Annotated in this window: 17 protein-coding genes; 11 read left to right on the forward strand and 6 right to left on the reverse strand. The window is 70.5% G+C overall.

Annotation, left to right across the window (positions count from 1 at the left end; translation table 11 throughout):
• Positions 1 to 63: 63 nt before the first annotated feature.
• Together AAG827_RS19250 and AAG827_RS19255 are read left to right on the forward strand one after the other, a co-directional pair.
• Positions 64 to 945 carry a diacylglycerol kinase gene (locus tag AAG827_RS19250; RefSeq protein ID WP_341927835.1) on the forward strand — a complete coding sequence of 294 codons (882 nt, stop codon included), beginning with the start codon at positions 64 to 66 and terminating at the stop codon, positions 943 to 945.
• The gene (locus tag AAG827_RS19255) at positions 942 to 3,746 is read left to right on the forward strand and encodes a DEAD/DEAH box helicase (RefSeq protein WP_341927836.1); all 2,805 of its coding nucleotides are present in this window, start codon (positions 942 to 944) and stop codon (positions 3,744 to 3,746) included. The genes AAG827_RS19250 and AAG827_RS19255 overlap by 4 nt, the downstream gene beginning before the upstream one ends.
• Positions 3,747 to 3,870: 124 nt before the next feature.
• On the opposite strand, the gene AAG827_RS19260 is transcribed toward AAG827_RS19255, so the two are convergent.
• On the reverse strand, positions 3,871 to 4,530 hold the full coding sequence (locus AAG827_RS19260; protein WP_341927837.1) for an SDR family oxidoreductase: 660 nt from the start codon (positions 4,528 to 4,530) through the stop codon (positions 3,871 to 3,873).
• Positions 4,531 to 4,554: 24 nt separating this feature from the next.
• Positions 4,555 to 5,511 carry a 5'-3' exonuclease gene (locus AAG827_RS19265; protein ID WP_341927838.1) on the reverse strand — a complete coding sequence of 319 codons (957 nt, stop codon included), beginning with the start codon at positions 5,509 to 5,511 and terminating at the stop codon, positions 4,555 to 4,557.
• Between the two features lie 41 nt (positions 5,512 to 5,552).
• On the opposite strand from AAG827_RS19265, the gene AAG827_RS19270 reads away from it, so the two are divergent.
• On the forward strand, positions 5,553 to 6,008 hold the full coding sequence (locus AAG827_RS19270) for an Lrp/AsnC family transcriptional regulator (protein ID WP_341927839.1): 456 nt from the start codon (positions 5,553 to 5,555) through the stop codon (positions 6,006 to 6,008).
• 142 nt (positions 6,009 to 6,150) lie between these two features.
• Here the strand turns inward: AAG827_RS19270 and AAG827_RS19275 are convergent, their stop codons facing one another.
• Positions 6,151 to 7,617 carry a lysine 2,3-aminomutase gene (locus AAG827_RS19275; RefSeq protein WP_341927840.1) on the reverse strand — a complete coding sequence of 489 codons (1,467 nt, stop codon included), beginning with the start codon at positions 7,615 to 7,617 and terminating at the stop codon, positions 6,151 to 6,153.
• A 161-nt stretch (positions 7,618 to 7,778) separates the two neighbouring features.
• Between AAG827_RS19275 and AAG827_RS19280 the strand changes: the two genes are divergently transcribed.
• The 8 genes from AAG827_RS19280 (at position 7,779) to AAG827_RS19315 (ending at position 16,477) form a co-directional block, all read left to right on the forward strand.
• A complete protein-coding gene (locus AAG827_RS19280) occupies positions 7,779 to 8,855 on the forward strand; it encodes an L-erythro-3,5-diaminohexanoate dehydrogenase (protein ID WP_341927841.1) in 1,077 nt (358 codons plus the stop codon).
• On the forward strand, positions 8,855 to 10,459 hold the full coding sequence (locus tag AAG827_RS19285) for an amidohydrolase family protein (RefSeq protein WP_341927842.1): 1,605 nt from the start codon (positions 8,855 to 8,857) through the stop codon (positions 10,457 to 10,459). The genes AAG827_RS19280 and AAG827_RS19285 overlap by 1 nt, the downstream gene beginning before the upstream one ends.
• Entirely contained in the window at positions 10,456 to 12,018 is a 1,563-nt protein-coding gene (locus AAG827_RS19290; RefSeq protein WP_341927843.1) for a lysine 5,6-aminomutase subunit alpha, read from the forward strand. Before AAG827_RS19285 ends, AAG827_RS19290 begins: the two co-directional genes overlap by 4 nt.
• A complete protein-coding gene (locus tag AAG827_RS19295) occupies positions 12,018 to 12,812 on the forward strand; it encodes an OAM dimerization domain-containing protein (protein ID WP_341927844.1) in 795 nt (264 codons plus the stop codon). Before AAG827_RS19290 ends, AAG827_RS19295 begins: the two co-directional genes overlap by 1 nt.
• A gap of 1 nt (position 12,813) precedes the next feature.
• Complete coding sequence (locus AAG827_RS19300; protein ID WP_309650691.1) at positions 12,814 to 13,209, forward strand: hotdog domain-containing protein; 396 nt, start codon at positions 12,814 to 12,816, stop codon at positions 13,207 to 13,209.
• Between the two features lie 426 nt (positions 13,210 to 13,635).
• On the forward strand, positions 13,636 to 15,174 hold the full coding sequence (gene lnt, locus AAG827_RS19305; RefSeq protein WP_341927845.1) for an apolipoprotein N-acyltransferase: 1,539 nt from the start codon (positions 13,636 to 13,638) through the stop codon (positions 15,172 to 15,174).
• Complete coding sequence (locus tag AAG827_RS19310) at positions 15,171 to 15,938, forward strand: polyprenol monophosphomannose synthase (RefSeq protein ID WP_341927846.1); 768 nt, start codon at positions 15,171 to 15,173, stop codon at positions 15,936 to 15,938. Before lnt ends, AAG827_RS19310 begins: the two co-directional genes overlap by 4 nt.
• Positions 15,935 to 16,477, forward strand: a complete 543-nt coding sequence (locus tag AAG827_RS19315) for an FxsA family protein (protein WP_341927847.1) — start codon at positions 15,935 to 15,937, stop codon at positions 16,475 to 16,477. The genes AAG827_RS19310 and AAG827_RS19315 overlap by 4 nt, the downstream gene beginning before the upstream one ends.
• A 94-nt stretch (positions 16,478 to 16,571) precedes the next feature.
• On the opposite strand, the gene AAG827_RS19320 is transcribed toward AAG827_RS19315, so the two are convergent.
• From AAG827_RS19320 to AAG827_RS19330, 3 genes are all read right to left on the reverse strand, one after another.
• The gene (locus tag AAG827_RS19320; RefSeq protein WP_309650695.1) at positions 16,572 to 16,961 is read right to left on the reverse strand and encodes an RNA polymerase-binding protein RbpA; all 390 of its coding nucleotides are present in this window, start codon (positions 16,959 to 16,961) and stop codon (positions 16,572 to 16,574) included.
• A gap of 227 nt (positions 16,962 to 17,188) precedes the next feature.
• Complete coding sequence (locus AAG827_RS19325) at positions 17,189 to 18,580, reverse strand: MFS transporter (RefSeq protein ID WP_341927848.1); 1,392 nt, start codon at positions 18,578 to 18,580, stop codon at positions 17,189 to 17,191.
• Positions 18,577 to 18,714 carry a glycerophosphodiester phosphodiesterase family protein gene (locus AAG827_RS19330; RefSeq protein ID WP_341927849.1) on the reverse strand — a complete coding sequence of 46 codons (138 nt, stop codon included), beginning with the start codon at positions 18,712 to 18,714 and terminating at the stop codon, positions 18,577 to 18,579. The genes AAG827_RS19325 and AAG827_RS19330 overlap by 4 nt, the downstream gene beginning before the upstream one ends.
• Between the last annotated feature and the right edge of the window lie 8 nt (positions 18,715 to 18,722).

Here is an 18,722-nt window from a genome sequence, read left to right on the forward strand (position 1 = left end):
CCAGAGGTGCTGGGACAGCGGTTGGTGACCAATCCGCAGCCCCCGGCGACTAGGGTCAGCAACGTGGCCGGCAGCACCCGCGTGATCGCGCTCCTGACGAATCCGACGTCCGGCAAGGGCAAGGGCGCGCGGTTCAGCGCGCTGGCGGAGGTGCGGCTGCGTGAGGCGGGGCTCGCCGTACGCCCGATGCAGGGACGCGACGCCGACGAGGCCCTGGACCTTGCGCGGCAGGCCGTCGCGGACGGGGTCGAGGCGCTGGTGGTCGTCGGTGGTGACGGGATGGTCAACCTGGGGCTGCAGGCGGTCGCCACGACCGCGACCGCGCTCGGGATCATCCCAGCCGGCACCGGCAACGACGTGGCCCGCTACGTCGACATCCCGCGCAAGGACGTCGTGGCTGCAGCGGACGTCGTCATCCGCGGCCGCACGCGCACGCTCGACCTGGCCCGCAGCGGCGGTCGCTACTTCGCTACCGTCATGGCCGCAGGCTTCGACGCGGTCGCCAACGAGCGCGCCAATTCGATGACCTGGCCGCGTGGCCAGATGCGCTACAACCTCGCCACGCTCGCCGAGCTGCGCACCTTCCGGCCTCGTTCCTACACGCTCGACCTCGACGGCGAGACGCTGCGCCTGGAGGCCATGTTGGTCGCGATCGGCAACGGTCCCTCCTACGGCGGGGGCCTGCGTATCACCGAGGGTGCCAAGATGGACGACGGGCTGCTCGACGTCGTCATCATCAAGCCGATCACCAAGCCCGACCTCATCCGGACCTACCCCAAGCTCTTCTCCGGCACCCACACCAGCCACCCGCAGTACGAGCACCACCTTGCCCGGACCGTCACCGTCGCCGCCCCCGGGATCGTGGGCTACGCCGACGGAGAGCGGTTCGGTCCCTTGCCGATCACCATCGAGAGCGTTCCAGGAGCACTGACCGTCCTGTCATGAGCACCGACGAAGACACCACCCCCGCCCAGCGGTACGCCGAGTTCCGCAGGACCAAGTCCTACCCGGTCCTGAAGGACTTCCAGGCGCACTACGAGTTCCCGCTCGACGACTTCCAGCTGCGTGCGTGCCGCGAGATCGAGGAGGGCCGGGGAGTCCTCGTCGCTGCCCCCACAGGCTCCGGCAAGACGATCGTCGGGGAGTTCGCCATCCACCTGGCGATGGCGACCGGGCGCAAGTGCTTCTACACGACCCCGATCAAGGCCCTGAGCAACCAGAAGTACCACGACCTCGTGGCCCGTTACGGCCCCGACCAGGTCGGTCTGCTGACCGGTGACAACACCATCAACGGGGAGGCCCCGATCGTCGTCATGACGACCGAGGTGCTGCGCAACATGCTGTACGCCGGCTCGCGGACCCTCATGGGCCTCGGCTTCGTGGTCATGGACGAGGTCCACTACCTCGCCGACCGGGCCCGTGGCGCGGTCTGGGAGGAGGTGATCATCCACCTGCCCGAGTCGGTCTCGGTGGTGTCGCTGTCCGCGACCGTCTCCAACGCCGAGGAGTTCGGCGAGTGGCTGGCCACGGTGCGCGGCGAGACCAACACCATCGTCGAGGAGCGGCGACCCGTGCCGCTCTACCAGCACGTGATGGTCGGACGCCGCCTGCTGGACCTCTTCGCCTCCAGTGACGTGGACGCCGCGGCGGGCTTCGTCAAGGAGGGTGCCCCTGTCAACGACGAGCTGACCAAGATCGCTCGCGACGACTGGGCGTCCTCGCGCATGAAGGACCGTCGTACGCCGAAGGGCCGTGGCAAGACGCCCCGCAGCAGCGGGTCACGCGACGTCGGCAACGGACGACGGGTGTGGATCCCCAGTCGGGCCGACGTGATCGAGCGGCTCGACCGCGAGCGGCTGCTGCCGGCCATCGTGTTCATCTTCAGCCGCGTCGGGTGCGACGCCGCCGTGACCCAGTGCCTCAACGCCGGGATCCGGCTGACCTCGGCCGCGGAACGCGACGAGATCTTCCAGTTCGTCGAGCAGAGCTGTCGCGACCTGCCCGAGGACGACCTGCACGTCCTCGGCTACCACGACTTCCTCGACGGCCTCACGCGTGGCGTCGCGGCCCACCACGCCGGGATGCTGCCGGCGTTCAAGCAGGTCGTGGAGGAGCTCTACATCCGCGGCCTCTGCAAGGTGGTCTTCGCGACCGAGACCCTCGCGCTCGGCATCAACATGCCCGCGCGCACCGTGGTGATCGAGAAGCTCTCGAAGTGGAACGGCGAGACCCACGCCGACATCACGCCGGGGGAGTACACCCAGCTCACCGGGCGCGCCGGACGACGCGGCCTGGACGTCGAGGGCCACGGGGTCGTGCTGTGGCAGCCGGGGATGAACCCGCGAGAGGTGGCCGGCCTCGCGTCGACACGCACCTATCCGCTGCGGTCCTCCTTCCGCCCGTCGTACAACATGGCGGTCAACCTGGTCCACCAGTTCGGTCGGGAGACGTCGCGCGAGCTGCTCGAGCAGTCCTTCGCACAGTTCCAGGCCGACAAGGCCGTCGTGGGGATGGCGCGGCAGCTGCGCAAGAGCGAGGACGCGCTAGCGGGCTACGTCGAGGCGGCGACCTGCCACCTCGGCGACTTCATGGAGTACGCCGGGCTCCGGCGGCAGATCAGCGACCTCGAGAAGAGCGCGAGCAAGGCGAAACGGTCCGACCGGCGCGACGAGGCGATGGCCTCGCTGGCCGAGCTCAAGGTCGGCGACGTGATCCAGGTGCCGGCCGGCAAGTTCGCCGGCTTCGCCGTCGTCGTGGACCCGGGCTTCTCGCCCGAGGGTCCGCGGCCCTACGTCGTCACGGCCGACCGGCAGGCCCGCCGGTTGGCGATGATGGACTTCCCGACGCCGGTCGTGGCACTGACGCGGCTCAAGGTGCCGCGCAGCTTCAACGGCCGCAACCCGCAGATGCGGCGCGACCTCGCCTCGGCACTGCGCTCGCGCACCCATGACCTGACGCCTCCGCCGTCGAGCGCGGGTGACCGGTCCGGAGGGCCGCCCCTGCCCCCGGCCGTCGAGCAGGAGATCACGGCCCTGCGCACCGCGATGAAGGCACACCCCTGCCACGGCTGCTCGGACCGCGAGGACCACGCACGCTGGGCGGAGCGTCACTTCAAGCTGCAGCGTGACGCCGACACCCTGCGGCGGCGCGTGGAGCAACGGACCAACACGGTGGCGCGGCAGTTCGACCGGGTGTGCGACGTGCTCACCCGGCTGGAGTACCTCGATGGCAACGAGGTCACCGAGCGCGGCTCGCACCTGCGTCGGATCTACTCCGACATGGACCTCGTGGCGGCTGAGTCGCTGCGCCGCGGGCTCTGGGACGACCTGTCACCGGCCGGCCTCGCTGCTGCGCTCTCGACGCTGGTCTTCGAGTCCCGACGACCCGACGACGCCAGCTCCCCGAAGCTGCCGGGCGGCAACGTCAAGCCGGTCATCGCCGAGATGGTGCACCTGTGGGCGGAGCTCGACCAGCTCGAGCGCGAGCACAAGCTCGACTTCCTGCGCCAGCCTGACCTCGGCTTCGCGTGGATCGCCTACCGCTGGGCCGAGGGCGACGACCTCGACGAGGTCCTCGGTACCTCCGAGCTGGCCGCCGGCGACTTCGTGCGCTGGATGAAGCAGCTGCTCGACCTCGCCGGACAGGTCGCCGACGCCGCCGGCGACACCGCCCTGCGCGGCACCGCACGTGAGGTCGTCAAGCGGCTCCGACGGGGTGTGGTGGCCTACTCCAGCCTCGCGGAGTGATGGGTCGCCGGATCCCGGGGAGGCGCGGTTTGGTCACCAACCGCAGGTGTTCACCGGCTCGAGTTGCGGTTGGTGACCAAACCGCAGGCCCTGCGGACGCTTCGGCAGTGGGGCCGACGGAAGATCAGGCGCTCAACGAGCGAACTGCGTCAGCCACGGGCACGGAGCCGTTGACCAGGTTGCACTGCTGACCGATGGTGGTGACGTCGTCGAGGATCGCGGCGACGACGTCGGCGACGTCGGCGCGGGTGACCTCGCCTCGCTCCACGTCGAGACCCAGCGCGACCTGGCCCGTGGCGGGGTCATCGGTGAGGGCGCCGGGGCGCAGGATGGTCCAGGCCAGATCGCTGTCGCGCAGGGCGGCGTCGGCGTCGCGCTTCGCCTCGACGTACGCGCGCCAGACCTCCGAGGTGTCCTCGGGCAGCGGGGCGTCGACGCCGATCGCGGAGACCTGGACGAAGCGGGTGATGCCCGCCAGCTGTGCCCCCTCGATGGACTTCAGCGAGCCCTCGAGGTCGACGGTGCGCTTGCGCTCGATGTTGCCGTCCGCGCCACCTCCGGCGGCGAAGACGACAGCGTCACAGCCGGCGAAGGACCCGGCGAAGGCGGCCGCGTCGTCCTGCTCGATGTCGAGGATGCGGACCTCGGCGCCGAGTGACTCCAGCTCCGCGCGGTAGTCCTCCTTGCGGACCAGCGCGACCGGTGTGTGGCCACGGGCCACCAAGGAGGGGTGAAGGAGCATGGCCACCTTGCCGTGGCCTCCGACTACTGCGATTCGACTCATGGTTCCACCGTACGAGCCGCCTGGTCAGGCTCCCAGGACCCCGATGAGACGCTCGGTCGGGCTCTCGAGCCCCCAGGTCGCGGCCAGCTCGGCGACACGGGTCGCGTCGCGGGGCGTACGCGGGAGGGCCAGGTCGCTGCGGTCCAGGTCGATCTCGCGCGCGACGGCCACGACGGTCGGGGCGACCTCGAGGTAGTCCAGCGCGGCCTTGATCTTCCCGCGCGGCCCCGGGCCGAGGTCGCTGTCGGGGTCCAGGGCGGCGGCGACGATGCCGTCGATGTCGCCGAAGCGCTGCAGCAACGTGGCCGCGGTCTTCTCCCCGACCCCGGCGACGCCCGGCAGGCCGTCGGAGGCGTCGCCGCGCATGGTGGCGAAGTCGGCGTACTGGCTCGCGTCGATCGCGTACTTCTCCTGCACCCAGTCATTGGTGACGCGCTCATGACGCCCGACACCGCGAGCGATGTAGAGGACACGGACGTCGGCCTCGTCGTCGACGAGCTGGAAGAGGTCGCGGTCGCCGGTCACGATGTCGACCGGCTGGCCGGCGTCGGTCGCCAGCGTGCCGATCACGTCGTCAGCCTCGTAGCCGTCGGCGCCGATGACGGTGATCCCGAATGCGTCCAGGACCTCGAGGATGATCGGGACCTGGACCTGCAGCGGGTCCGGGACCTCCTCGACGTCGGGGGCGGCCTCGACCTCCTCGACGACGCGGTGCGTCTTGTACGTCGGGATCAGGTCGACACGCCACTGTGGCCGCCAGTCGTTGTCCCAGCAACAGACCAGGTGCGTCGGCTGGTACTCATCGACCAGGCGGGAGATGAAGTCCATCAGTCCGCGGACCGCGTTGACGGGCGTGCCGTCGGGGGCGGTGATCTCGGGAACCCCGAAGAAGGCCCGGAAGTACATGGAGGCCGTGTCCAGCAGCATCAGCCGTCCGGGCTCGCGGCTGGTCTCATCACTTTTGACATGCGGGTCGGTCACGTCGCGCATCCTGCCACGGTCCTGGGGCTACCCTGTCGCGCGTGGCGACAGAGCTTGAGACAACCGACCGCAAGATCCTCGAACTCCTGGCCCGGGACGGGCGGATGTCCTTCACCGACCTCGGCAAGGCGACCGGTCTGTCCACCTCGGCCGTCCACCAGCGCGTCAAGCGGCTCGAGCAGCGCGGGTTGATCCTCGGCTACGGAGCCACGATCAACCACGACGAGATCGGGCTCCCGCTCACCGCTTTCATCTCGATCCGACCCATCGACCCCTCCCAGCCCGACGACTCTCCCGAGCGCCTGCGCGACATCCCCGAGATCGAGTCGTGCTGGTCGGTGGCCGGCGAGGAGTCCTACATCCTCAAGATCCGGGTGCCGACCCCGGCGCACCTGGAGAACCTGCTGGCCCGCGTCCGTGCCGCCGCCAACGTCTCCACGCGGACCACGATCGTGCTCTCCACGCCCTACGAGAGCCGGCCTGTCACAGGGCAGTGACCCTGCCGGGCAGTGCTGCTCACTTGACGCGAGTCAACACCCGCGGATTGGTCACCAACCGCAGCTCCGGAGCAGGTCAGGTTGCGGTTGGTGACCAAACCGCAACCCCCGGGGAGCCGCGCCGAGCCGGGGCCGACCGTGCTCAGTAGGCCTGGAGCGCGGCGGTGCGGCGGGACGCCTCGGCGACCTCGGCGGCCTTGAGGGCAGAGGTGTCGAGGTCGGCATGCTGGGCCCACCAGGCCTGGCCCTCGGCGGGGAGGGTGTGGATGGGGTCGTAGTACTCGTAGGTCCTCGAGAGCGCGTCGTCAGAGGTTGCCTCGATGGAGGTGCGGTAGTTCTTCGTCCACGACGAGATGCCGCGGACCTCGTCGTAGGCGGCGAGCTGGTGGACCCAGCGCTTCCCGACGAACGGCACGTCGCAGACGATGCGCGGGGTGGCGAAGCCGGGGAGGTAGCCCATGATGTGGTGCTGGAGGCGCTGGGCGTCGGCGACCGAGACCCGCCAGTGCTCCGAGAACGGGATCATGTCGCACATGTAGAAGTAGTAGGGCATGATCTGCGCGCCGTCGAGGAGCGCGAAGCAGAGGTCGAGGAGCGCGTGCGGGTCGGCGTTGACGCCGTTGAGCAGCACCCCCTGGTTGCGCACGTCGCGGATGCCGGTGTCGAGCAGCGCCCGGGTCGCGTCGGCGACGAGCGGCGTCACGGAGTTGGCGTGGTTGGTGTGGGTGTGGACGGCGATGGAGACCCCGCGCGAGCGAGCCAGCGTGGCGACGCGCGACATCCCCTCCAGCACCTCGGGCTGGAGCCAGTGCTGCGGCAGGCCGATGAGGGCCTTGGTGGCCAGGCGCACGTCGCGGATGTTGTCGATCTCGAGGAGCGACATCAAGAAGGCCTCGAGTCGGGGCCACGGCATGTTGGCCACGTCGCCGCCGGAGACGACCACGTCGCGCACCGACGGGTTGGCGCGCAGGTAGGTCATCATGTCGCCGAGCCGGTCGGTGGGCTTGGCGGTGAACTTGAGCTTCTCGATGACCGGCGTCGAGTTGCCGACGAGGTCCATGCGGGTGCAGTGGCCGCAGTACTGCGGACACGTCGGCAGCAGCTCGGCCAGCACCTTCGTCGGGTAGCGGTGGGTGAGGCCCTCCGCGACCCACATGTCGTGCTCGTGCAGCGAGTCGCGCGTGGCGAGGGGGTGCGAGGACCAGTCCGTGCGGCGGTCGGAGAACACCGGGAGCATGTAGTGACGCACCGGGTCGGCGTAGAACGCGTCGGTCAGCGACCCCGGCCCGCCGACGGGGGCGTGGGGGACCATCGTGTTCATCATCTGCGGCGGCACCAGCATCGACATGGTGGCGCGCTCGGCCTGGTCGCGCTCGAGGTCGGCGTAGAACCGCTCGTCGACCAGGTCGCCGAGCAGCTCGCGCAGCTGGCGGACGTTCTTGACGCAGTGGGCCCGCTGCCACTGCACCGACGCCCACTCCTCGCTGGTCACGCCCTTCCACCCGGGGAAGCGGGTCCAGTCCGGCTCGACGAGCTCGACGCGGGAGTAGGGGTAGGGCTGCCCCGTCTCGCCGAGCAGGTGGGTCGCGATCGAGGTCTCGATGCTCATGGTCGCTCCTGGGTGCGGGAGTAGGGCCGGGTGGAGGTGCGGCGCGTCGGTTGTGTCACATTCGCTCGCAGTGCGAGACTACGCGCAGATCATCCGGCGCGCACATCACCGCGCCGAATATTTTCCTGCAACAGACTTATAGAAGCGAAGGACGGCCTGCCATGTCAGCCCGCAACGGCGATCCGACCGGCCTGCACCGGGTCCTCGACGACACCCTGGTCCTGCCCCAGGCGGCCCAGCGCCTCGACACCCGTCGCGAGCTGTGGCCCGACGAGGTCCGCATCCGCGTCGAGCGGCTCAACCTCGACGCCGCGTCCTTCCGCCAGCTCGAGCGCACGCACACAGCCGCCGACGGCAGGCCCGACGGTGACGCCGTGCGCCGTGCGGTCCTCGACATCGTCGCGGCCCGGGGCAAGATGCAGAACCCCGAGACCGGCTCCGGCGGCATGCTCGTCGGCACCGTCGAGGAGGTCGGGCCCGAGTCCACGCTCGGCCTCACGGTCGGTGACCGCGTCACGACGCTGGTCTCGCTGACCCTCACACCCCTGGTCATCGAGGACGGCCTCGCCGGCTGGGACGGCCTCGACGAGCAGGTCCCGTGCGACGGCTACGCCGTGCTCTTCGGTCGCTCCATCGCCGCCGTCATCCCCGACGACCTCCCCACGGGCCTGAGCCTGTCGGTGATGGACGTCTGCGGCGCCCCCGCCCTGACCGCCCGGGTCGTGCGTGAGTACGTCGGCACGGGACGCAGCGACGTCGTGGTCGCCGTGGTCGGTGGTGCCGGCAAGTCCGGCTCGCTGAGTCTCGCGGCCGCGCGTGACGCCGGTGCCGGTCGCACGATCGGGGTCGTGCCGCACCAGGCGGAGGCCGACCTGCTGACCGCGTCCGGCCTCGCCGACCGGGTCGTGGTGGCCGACGCCCGCGACCCCCTGGCCCTGCGCGACGCCGTCACCGGTGCCGGCGGCCCGGCCGACGTCACGGTGGTCTGTGTCGACGTGCCCGGGTGCGAGGGCGGAGCGATCCTCGCCACCGCCGACCGGGGGACCGTCATCTTCTTCTCCATGGCCACCTCGTTCTCGGGTGCGGCTCTCGGTGCCGAAGGCCTGGCCGCCGACGTGCGGATGCTGGTCGGCAACGGCTACGTGCCCGGCCACGCGGCCTACGCGATGGATCTCCTGCGGGGCAACGACGGGGTCCGCGGCCTCTTCGAGCGACGCCTGACGCACCAGGACGCCTGATGGTCGAGGCGTCCCGCAGGCTGCTCCTGCGCAACGGTCGTGTCCTGGGCGGTCGTCCCAGCGTGCCGGCCACCAGCATCGCGGTCGAGGACGGCCACGTCGTGTCGGTCGGCGACGAGCAGCACGCCGACCGCGTCGCCGGCAGCGGTCACGGTGCCCCCGAGGTGGTGGACCTCGACGGGGCCCTCGTCACCGCAGCCTTCGTCGACAGCCATGTCCACACGGTGCGCACCGGTCTGGCCCTGACGGGTCTCGACCTCACCGGACGGCGCAGCCTCACCGAGGTCCTCGACGCCCTCGCCGCGCACGCCAGCACCCACGTCGACGCCGGTGTGGTGGTCGGCCAGGGGTGGGACGAGACCGACTGGCCCGAGCAACGACCTCCGACGGGGGACGAGCTGGAGCGCGCGGCCCCGGGACGGCGGACCTACCTCACCCGCGTCGACAGCCACTCCTCGGTGATCTCGCCCGCCCTCGCCGGACTCGTGCCCGGCCTGGAGCAGCTCGTCGGCTGGACCGAGGACGGCCGGGTCGAGCGCGACGCCCACCATGCCGTGCGCAACGTCCTGGAGGGGCTCATCGGTCCCGACGAGCGGCTCGCCGCCGCCAGGACCGCCTGCCGGGCGATGGCCGCCCAGGGCATCGTGGCCTTCCACGAGAACGCCGCACCTCATATCGGCCCCGAGCACGAGATCGAGGTGGTCCGTCAGGCCGCCGCCGAGACCGGGCTGCGGGCCACCGTCTACTGGGGCGAGCTGATGGCGGTCGACACCGCCCGCCGGCTCGGTGTCGCGGGACTGGCCGGCGATCTGGTGGCCGACGGGGCCTTCGGGTCGCGCACCGCCGCCCTCACCACCCCCTACGACGATCGGCATGAGACCTATGGGCACGCCTACGTCTCGGCCGAGCAGGTGCGCGACCACGTCGTCGCCTGCACCGAGGCCGGGCTCCAGGCGGGCTTCCACTGCATCGGCGACGCCGCTCTCGACGCCATCGGCGAGGGCTTCGCCCGGGCCGAGGAGATCGTCGGAGCCGAGGCACTGCGTCGTTCGCGGCACCGCCTCGAGCACGTCGAGATGCCCTCGGCCGCGGTGATCGAGATCCTCGCGCGACTGGAGGTGGTGGCCAGCGTCCAGCCGATGTTCGACGGTCTGTGGGGCGGCCCCGACGGCATGTACGCCGCGCGGCTGGGGGAGCGCTGGCGCGACACCAACCCCTTCCTCGACCTGGAGATGGCCCCGGTCCGGCTGGCGTTCGGCTCGGACTCACCCGTCACCGCGCTCGGTCCGTGGGCTGCGGTCCGGGCCGCTGTGCACCACCACCACGAGGGCCAGCGGCTCCCGGCTGGGCTCGCGTTCCGGGCCCACACCCGTGGCGGCGCCTTCGCCGCCCACGACGACCTCGGAGGCCACCTGGGGCAGGGTGCCCGCGCCGACCTGGCCGTCTGGGAGGTCCCGGGCGGCTATGCCGCGAGCACACCGCAGGAGCCCACCGACGCGATGCCCGACCTCACCCCGGGAGCGCCGCTCCCGGTCCTGCGCCGCCTTCTCGCCGGCGGCGACACCATCCACCCCGACACCACCGACCCCGAGGAGGCGGCATGACCGGCAAGCTCGACCTGGACCCGGCCACCGTCAAGCAGGCCCGCGCGCTGGCCCGCAAGGTCGGTCGCCCGATCGTCACGACCGCCAAGAAGCACACCACCGTCGCCGTCGAGCGCGCCACGTTGCGCCTCGCCGGACTGGAGGGAGCCGACGCCGAGGGCACCCCGTGGGTCAACCGGCTGATGGACGTCGTACGCGCCGACACCGGTCTCGAGCACGGCGTCGCCCTGCCGGTCTGGGACGCGCTCGTGCGCGGCGAGGCCGACGACCTGACCACGCTGGCGCAGAAGGCCTCGGCCGGCTCGGTCACCTTCCGGCTCCCCGAGGGCAAGGACGCCACCCGCGCCCGCGCCGCCTCACGCAAGCAGGTCGGCAGGGGCATCACCGTGATGGACAAGCGTCGCGTCGAGCGCGAGCGGTTGATCAAGCGCCACGGCGACGCGCCGCGCAAGCCGTGGATCTACCTCATCGTCGCCACCGGCGACATCTACGAGGACATCCCGCAGGCCCAGCAGGCGGCCCGCGAGGGCGCCGACGTCATCGCGGTCATCCGCTCCACCGGTCAGAGCCTCCTCGACTACGTGCCCGAGGGAGCGACCCGTGAGGGCTTCGCCGGCACCTACGCCACCCAGGAGAACTTCCGGCTCATGCGAGCCGCGCTCGACGAGTCGAGCAAGGAGCTGGGCCGCTACGTCCGACTGACCAACTACGCCTCCGGGCTCTGCATGCCCGAGATCGCCGCCCTGGCCGGCATGCAGCGCCTCGACATGATGCTCAACGACTCGATGTACGGGATCCTCTTCCGCGACATCAACCCGATCCGCACCTTCGTCGACCAGCGCTTCAGCCGGCAGGTGCACGCCCGCGCGGGCATCATCATCAACACCGGCGAGGACAACTACCTCACCACCGCCGACGCCGTCGAGGCCGCGCACACCGTCACCACCAGCCAGCTGCTCAACGAGTACTTCGCCAAGGAGGCCGGGCTCGAGGACTGGCAGCTCGGGCTGGGGCACGCCTTCGAGATCGACCCCGAGGTGCCCGACTCGTTCCGCCTGGAGCTGGCCCACGCGATGCTCGCGCGCGACCTCTTCCCGAGAGCGCCGCTGAAGTGGATGCCGCCCACGCGGCACATGACCGGCGACGTCTTCCGTGGCTACCTCCTCGACGGGTTCTTCAACCTCGTCGGGGCGCTCACCGGCCAGGGGATCCTGCTGGTCGGGATGATGACCGAGGCCGTCGTGACCCCGTGGCTCTCGGACCGCGACCTGGCCCTGCAGAACGTCCGCTACGTGATGAACGCCGCCGGCAAGCTGCACGAGGACTTCCGGCCCACCCCCGACGGGTTCATCGCCCAGCGCGCCCGTCAGGTGCTGGGGGAGTCCATCGACCTGCTCGAGAAGATCGTCGAGCACGACAACGGCCTGCTGGACGCGATCGCCGACGGCACCTTCGGGCTGATGAAGCGTCCGGCCGACGCCGGTCGCGGCCTCGAGGGCGTGGCGAAGAAGTCCAGCGCCTACTACAACCCGGCCACCGAGCTGCTGGAGGAAAAGTGATGGTCTCGACAAGCTCGACCGACGTGGAGGGCTCGACCGACGGGGGCAGCCAGATCATCCGCCCCTACGGCGACACCACCGGCGACGGCATGGTGCAGCTGAGCTTCACCCTGCCGATGGCCCACTCCAAGGTGGCGGAGGGTGCGGCGGCGCAGCTGGCCAACAAGATGGGCATGGACCCGGCCCTGGTCGTGCACGCCAAGCCGATGGGTCCCGACTTCACGTTCTTCGTCGTCTACGGCCGCGTCCACCACCTCGTCGACCCCAGCAAGGTCGTCGTCGTCGAGCGCGACTACCCGTTGCTGACGCCCAAGGAGGCCAACGCGGCGATCAAGCGGTCGCTGCGTCGGCGGCTCACGGTCGTCGGCGCCTGCATCGGCACCGACGCCCACACCGTCGGCATCGACGCGATCCTCAACATCAAGGGCTTCGCCGGCGAGAAGGGACTGGAGTACTACCGCGAGCTCAAGGTGGTCAACCTCGGCGCCCAGGTCTCGGTGCCGCAGCTGGTGGAGCGCGCCCGGGCCGAGAAGGCCGACGCGGTCCTCGTCTCGCAGGTCGTCACCCAGCGCGACGCCCACCTGCTCAACACCCGGGAGATGTCAGCCGCCTTCCGCGAGTCCTATCCCTCGGGCAAGGCCCCGCTGCTGATCGTCGGCGGGCCGCGCTTCGACGAGGCCATGGCGGACGAGCTCGGCGTCGACCGGGTCTTCAGCCGCGGCACCACGCCCGGAGAGGTCGCCTCCTACATCGTCCACCAGCTCGCCCCCGCCCCCGACTCGAAGGCCTCCTGACATGACCACCGACTCGACACCGACCGTCGGCACCCGCGTCGTCCACCGCCGCTACGTGCCCTACTCCCACGCCCACTACGCCGGCAACCTGGTGGACGGCGCCTACAGCCTCGGGCTCTTCGGCGACGTGGCCACCGAGATGTGCATCCTCACCGACGGCGACGAGGGGCTCTTCGCCTCTTACAGCGACGTGCAGTTCCGCGCCCCCGTGCGTGCCGGCGACGTCCTCGAGATCACCTGTGACCTCACCCGTGTGGGCACGCGCTCGCGGGTCATGGACTTCGCCGTGCTCGTGGTCGCGCGCGGTGCCGCGACGCCCGAGAAGCCAGGTGCCGCCCGGGTCCTGACCGACCCCGTCGTGGCGACGACGGCCACCGGTACGGTCGTCGTCCCCTGATCCGGCGTGGCGCTGGACGACACGCCGATCCGGCGCGAAATTTGTCGATCTTTTCCTCGCCGACAGCCATCGCGCTGACCTGCGACGACGCGCGTTCACGCAGGTCAGCGGCCGGTTGACACCCGGCCTCGCTCAGGGAAACTGTAGGCCGTCCGCTCACGCAGATCGTGGCCGGCGTACCGACGTCCGAGTGGCCGGGTCGGAGGGTGAAGGCGCCAATCACCTGTCCGACGTGGTTCGCGGAGGTCGGTACGCCTCTACGAGAGCGACCCGGAAGGGCCCCCCGCCCCCTAGACAACTTCGCAGGCCTCGGCAGCCCGTCGTCGCCTGGATGGCCGAAGGGGCCCGGGGCCCTTCCGGAACTGCGCAGCCGCCGTGACGGCCACCGGCCCCGGAGATGCCGACCGACCCGGTAGTTTTCACCGTGTGCTCCTGCGGACCTCCCTCGCGCTGGTCGCGGGGCTGACGCTCTCGCTGGCCTTCGAACCTGTTGCGCTGCCCCTCGTGATGCCGTTCGCGGTGGCGGCGTTCTTCGTCTCCACGCGCGGGCTGCGGGCCCGGTCGGCCTGGATCCCGGGCCTCGCGTTCGGGGTGGCCTTCTACTTCACCCACATCTCGTGGATGCGCGACTCGATCGGCCCGGACGCCTGGGTGGCGCTGGCCACCATCGAGTCGCTCTTCTACGCCGCTCTCGGCTCGGTGACGGCCGCCCTGCACCGGCGACGGCTCTGGGCGCTGTGGATGGCGCCCGCGTGGGTGACGATGGAGGTCGTGCGCAGCGGGTGGCCCTTCAGCGGCATGCCCTGGGGACGCCTCGCGTTCGGCGTCGTGGACACCCCGGTCGCCCCCGCCCTGCCCTACGTCGGCTCCGTCGGGGTCAGCCTGCTCCTGGCACTCGTGAGCTCCTTGCTCGCCTGGGCCGTCGTCGCGCGCGGACGCGAACGACGCGTGGCTGGGGGAGCGACCCTCGCGGCCCTCGCGCTCACCCTCCTGCCGGCCCTGACGCCGTACGACGTCGAGGAGACCGGCCAGGCGACCGTGGCCGCCGTGCAGGGCAACCTGCCGGGCCCGGCCGACAACATCCTCTTCGACTCCCAGCAGGTCACCGACAACCACGTGCAGGCGACCATCGACCTCGCCGACGAGATCGCGGCCGGCACCCGGCCCGAGGTCGACTTCGTGCTCTGGCCGGAGAACTCCACGGCCAGCGACCCCTTCGGCGACGCCGAGGTCAACGCCGGGATCCGTGCGGCCTCGGCCGCGATCGGCGTCCCGATCCTGGTCGGCGCCATCGTCGACGCCGGCCCGGAGCACGTCCTCAACCAGGGGATCGTGTGGGACCCGGTGACGGGAGCGGGGGAGCGCTACACCAAGCGGCACCCGGTGCCCTACGGCGAGTACATCCCGCTGCGCGAGTACCTCGACGGCACCTTCGGCAAGCTGGCGCTGATCCCGCGCGACATGCTCAGCGGCTCCCGCAAGACCCCCCTGGAGATCGCCGGCATCAGCGTCGCCGACGCGATCTGCTTCGACATCGCCTACGACGACGGCCTCTACGACCAGGTGAGTCGCGGCGCCGAGCTGCTGACCGTGCAGACCAGCAACGCCAGCTTCATCTTCACCGACCAGATCGACCAGCAGTTCGCGATGACGCGGCTGCGGGCGGTCGAGGCCGGCCGGTGGCTGGTCGTCGCGTCGCCCAACGGCATCTCCGGGGTGGTGTCGCCGGACGGGGAGGTGGTCGCCACCGCGGATCCACGCACCCAGGCGGTGCTGGTCGAGACGGTGGGGCTGTCGAGCGAGATCACGCTCGCGGTGCGTCTCGGACCGTGGGTCGGACGTTCATCTGCCGTCCTCACCGGAGTCGGCCTGCTGCTGGGATTGCTGGCGTATCGTCGATCACGACACAGTCCGGCGCCGGGAGGGGCTCCGGACGAGACTCCCGAGGACGAGGTCCTGCCATGAGCATCGACGAGCTCGGTCGCATCGTGATGGTCGTGCCGACCTACAACGAGGCCGACAACCTCGCCTGGATCGTGGAGCGCCTGCGTCGCGCGCAGCCCGGGGTCGACGTGCTGGTGGTCGACGACGGCTCGCCCGACGGCACCGGACGCATCGCCGACGGGCTCGCGGCCGCCGATCCCCAGGTGCAGGTCCTCCACCGCACCACCAAGGAGGGCCTCGGCGCGGCCTACCTGGCCGGTTTCCGCTGGGCACTTGCCGAGGGCTACGACGTCATCGGCGAGATGGACGCCGACGGCTCGCACCAGCCCGAGCAGCTCGGACGCCTCATCGAGGCCCTCGCCGGCGCCGACCTGGTGATCGGCGCACGCTGGGTGCCCGGTGGCTCCGTGGTCAACTGGCCCTGGTCGCGCGAGCTGCTCTCGCGGGGCGGCAACCTCTACGTGCGTCTGCTCCTCGGCATCAGCGTCAAGGACGCGACCGCCGGTTTCCGGCTCTTCCGTCGTCACACCCTCGAGAAGGTCGACCTCGACCTCGTGCGCTCCACCGGCTACGTCTTCCAGACCGACCTGGTCGCACGCACCCTCCACGCCGGGCTCACCGTCCGCGAGGTGCCGATCGAGTTCGTCGAGCGGGTTCGTGGCGACTCCAAGATGACCCCCGACGTCGCCAGCGAGTCGCTCAAGCGGATCACCCAGTGGGGCCTCAGCGAGCGCCGCGAGCAGGCGCGTCGTGCGCTGGCCCGCCGGCGGGACCGGACCCGATGAGTCGTCCCTTTCCCGACCCTTCCGCCGCCGCGGGTCCGAGGGCCCAGCCGGGCCATCGACGGGGTCGCCTCGGCTGGCTGGTCGTCGTGCTGCTGGTCGTGGTGCCGCTGGCCGAGATCTACGTCCTGATCCAGGTCGGGCAGGTCATCGGGCCGTGGTGGACCATCCTGCTGCTGATCGTGGACAGCATCATCGGTGGCTGGCTGATCCGGCGTGAGGGAGCGCGCGCCTGGAAGGCGCTGAACGCCGCCATCGGCAGTGGCCGGATGCCCGCGAAAGAGCTGGCCGACGGTGCGCTGATCCTGATCGGCGGCACCCTGATGCTCAGCCCGGGCTTCGTCACCGACGCCTTCGGCATCCTGCTGATCCTGCCGGTGACCCGTCCGCTGTTCCGCGGGCTGCTCACCGGGTTCGTGACCCGACGCGTCGTCATGACCGCCACCGGCGGCACCGTGCGCGGTCCCGGTCGACCCGGTGGTGCGGCCGGCCCGGAAGGCCCCGTCGTGCGCGGCGACGTCATCGACGACCCGCCACGCTGACCGGGCGTCGTACGACGTCTGGCGTCCGGCAACAGATGACACTCGCCCCGACCCGGTGGACCGGATCGGGGCGAGAGGTGTCAGTGACGCAGGCTCAGGCCGAGGCGGCCTTGCGCTTCTTGGCGTTGGCCCGGTGCAGGTGCGCCGGACCGATCTCGCCACCACGCAGCAGCTCGAGGCGCTCCTTCAGGATGTCCTCGAGCTCCTTCTCCGAGCGGCGCTCCAGCAGCATGTCCCAGTGGGTGCGAGCAGGCTTCTCGGCCTTCTCGATCGGCTTGATGCCGGCCGTGCTCAGACCCTCCGCGCCACAGCGCGGGCACTCCCAGAGAGCCGGGATGTCGGCCTCGATGGACATCGTGATCTCGAACTCGTGCCCGTGCGAGCACCGGTAACCGACCTGCTGACGTGCTGCGAACTCGATGCCGCGCTCGTCCTCGAAGCTCTGGCCTCCGAGTCGTGCGCCACGCAATGTGCGTTCCGCCATGAGGCACCTCCAAACTTGTGTTTCCCCCGTGGAATGTTTCCTGAGGTGCCGTGTACCCAAGGGCCGCGCTCTCGACACTCGGCAAGGGGGTGGTCAGGGACACCTCGTCCTTGATCAACGGTAGCGACCCCGCCAAGAATTCCCCCAATTACGACACATTCCCTGGGTATGTCAACGCGTCGGCCAGGAAGTGGGACATCCCGGGCGGGGGACCCCGGACCGGGGGGTCACACCACCCGAGGCACGACGTTGCCGGCCTCCTCGATGCCCCGTCGGGGATCGACCCGGTAGAGCAGGGCGCCGCCGACGACGAAGAACACGATGAGGGCGAAGATCGCCGGACGGTAGGAGTCGGTGAGCTGGTGCACCAGGCCGAAGACGAGGGTCCCGAGCCAGCTCGTGCCTCGCTCGCAGGCCTGGTAGAGCGAGAAGTACTCCGCCTCGCGGCCGCGCGGGATCAGCTGGCTGAAGAACGAGCGCGACAACGCCTGGGTGCCGCCCAGGACCAGGCCGATGCCGACCGCGAGGGCCAGGAAGAGCCCGACGTTCTTCTCCGGCAGGAAGTAGCCCACGGTCACGATGACCATCCAGACCACGAGCCCGCCCAGGATCACCTGCCGGCTCCCGCGTTTGGCGGCCAGCCGGCCGAAGAGCAGCGCCCCGAAGAACGCCACGAACTGGACCAGCAGGATCGTGGCGATCAGCACCGAGGTGCTGAAGCCGAGCTCCTTCTCGCCGTAGATCGAGGCCGAGGCGATCACGGTCTGAATGCCGTCGTTGTAGAACAGGTAGCCCAGCAGGAAGGTCAGCGTCATCGGGTAGTTGCGCATGTCCTTCAACGTGGCGCCGAGCTGGCCGAAGCTCTGGCGCACCAGGCCTCCGGGCTCACGCTCCACGTGGACGGGCTCACGGTTGCGGATCACGCGGTAGGGGATGACGGTGAACGCGGCCCACCAGATGGCGGCCGAGAGCATGCTGACCCGCACGGCCATGCCGGTGCCCATGCCCAGCGAGTCGTGGAGCGTGACGACGGCGAGGTTGACCGCGAGGAGCAGCCCGCCGCCGAGGTAGCCCATCGCCCAGCCACGGGAGGAGACCCGGTCACGCTCGTCGGGCTCGGCGATCTCGCACAGGATCGCGTCGTAGACCACCAACGACGAGCCCAGGCAGATGTTGGCCACGAAGAGCAGCCCGACGCCCAGCTGCCAGTTGTCTCCGGTCACGAAGAACATGCAGCCCGCGGCCAGGCTGCCCGCCCAGGCGAAGCCCGCCATGATGTTCTTCTTCTTCGCCGAGCGGTCGGCGGCCGCGCCCACGATGGGCAGCAGGAGGGCCGAGGCGATCGTGGCGATCGTGACGACGTAGAACACCAGGGAGCCCGGCGAGATCCCGAGCCCGAGGACCTGGAGGTTGTCGGTGCACTTGAGGCCGGCGTCCTCGTCGGTGACGAAGCCGCAGGCGGCCTGCTCGGCGACCGAGGTGAGGTAGGGCGCGAAGAGCACCGTCGCGATCGTGGTGACGTAGGCGCTGTTGGCCCAGTCGTACCAGTACCAGGCCTTCTGCTCCTTGGCCCGGTTGAGCGGGTCGAGGTCGGCGACCCCCGGTGTCTGTGTCGTCATGCTGTCTCCCTCCATTGCCCGCGCTCCTCGAGCACGGTCCTCAGCACATCGGTCCGGTCCGTGAACATCCCGTCGACACCCCGGTCGAGAAGCTCCCTCATCTCGACCGGGTCGTCGATCGTCCACACGTGCACGTGCTTGC

Source organism: Nocardioides psychrotolerans (assembly GCF_943371775.1).
GTDB classification, from domain to species: Bacteria; Actinomycetota; Actinomycetes; order Propionibacteriales; family Nocardioidaceae; genus Nocardioides; species Nocardioides psychrotolerans_A.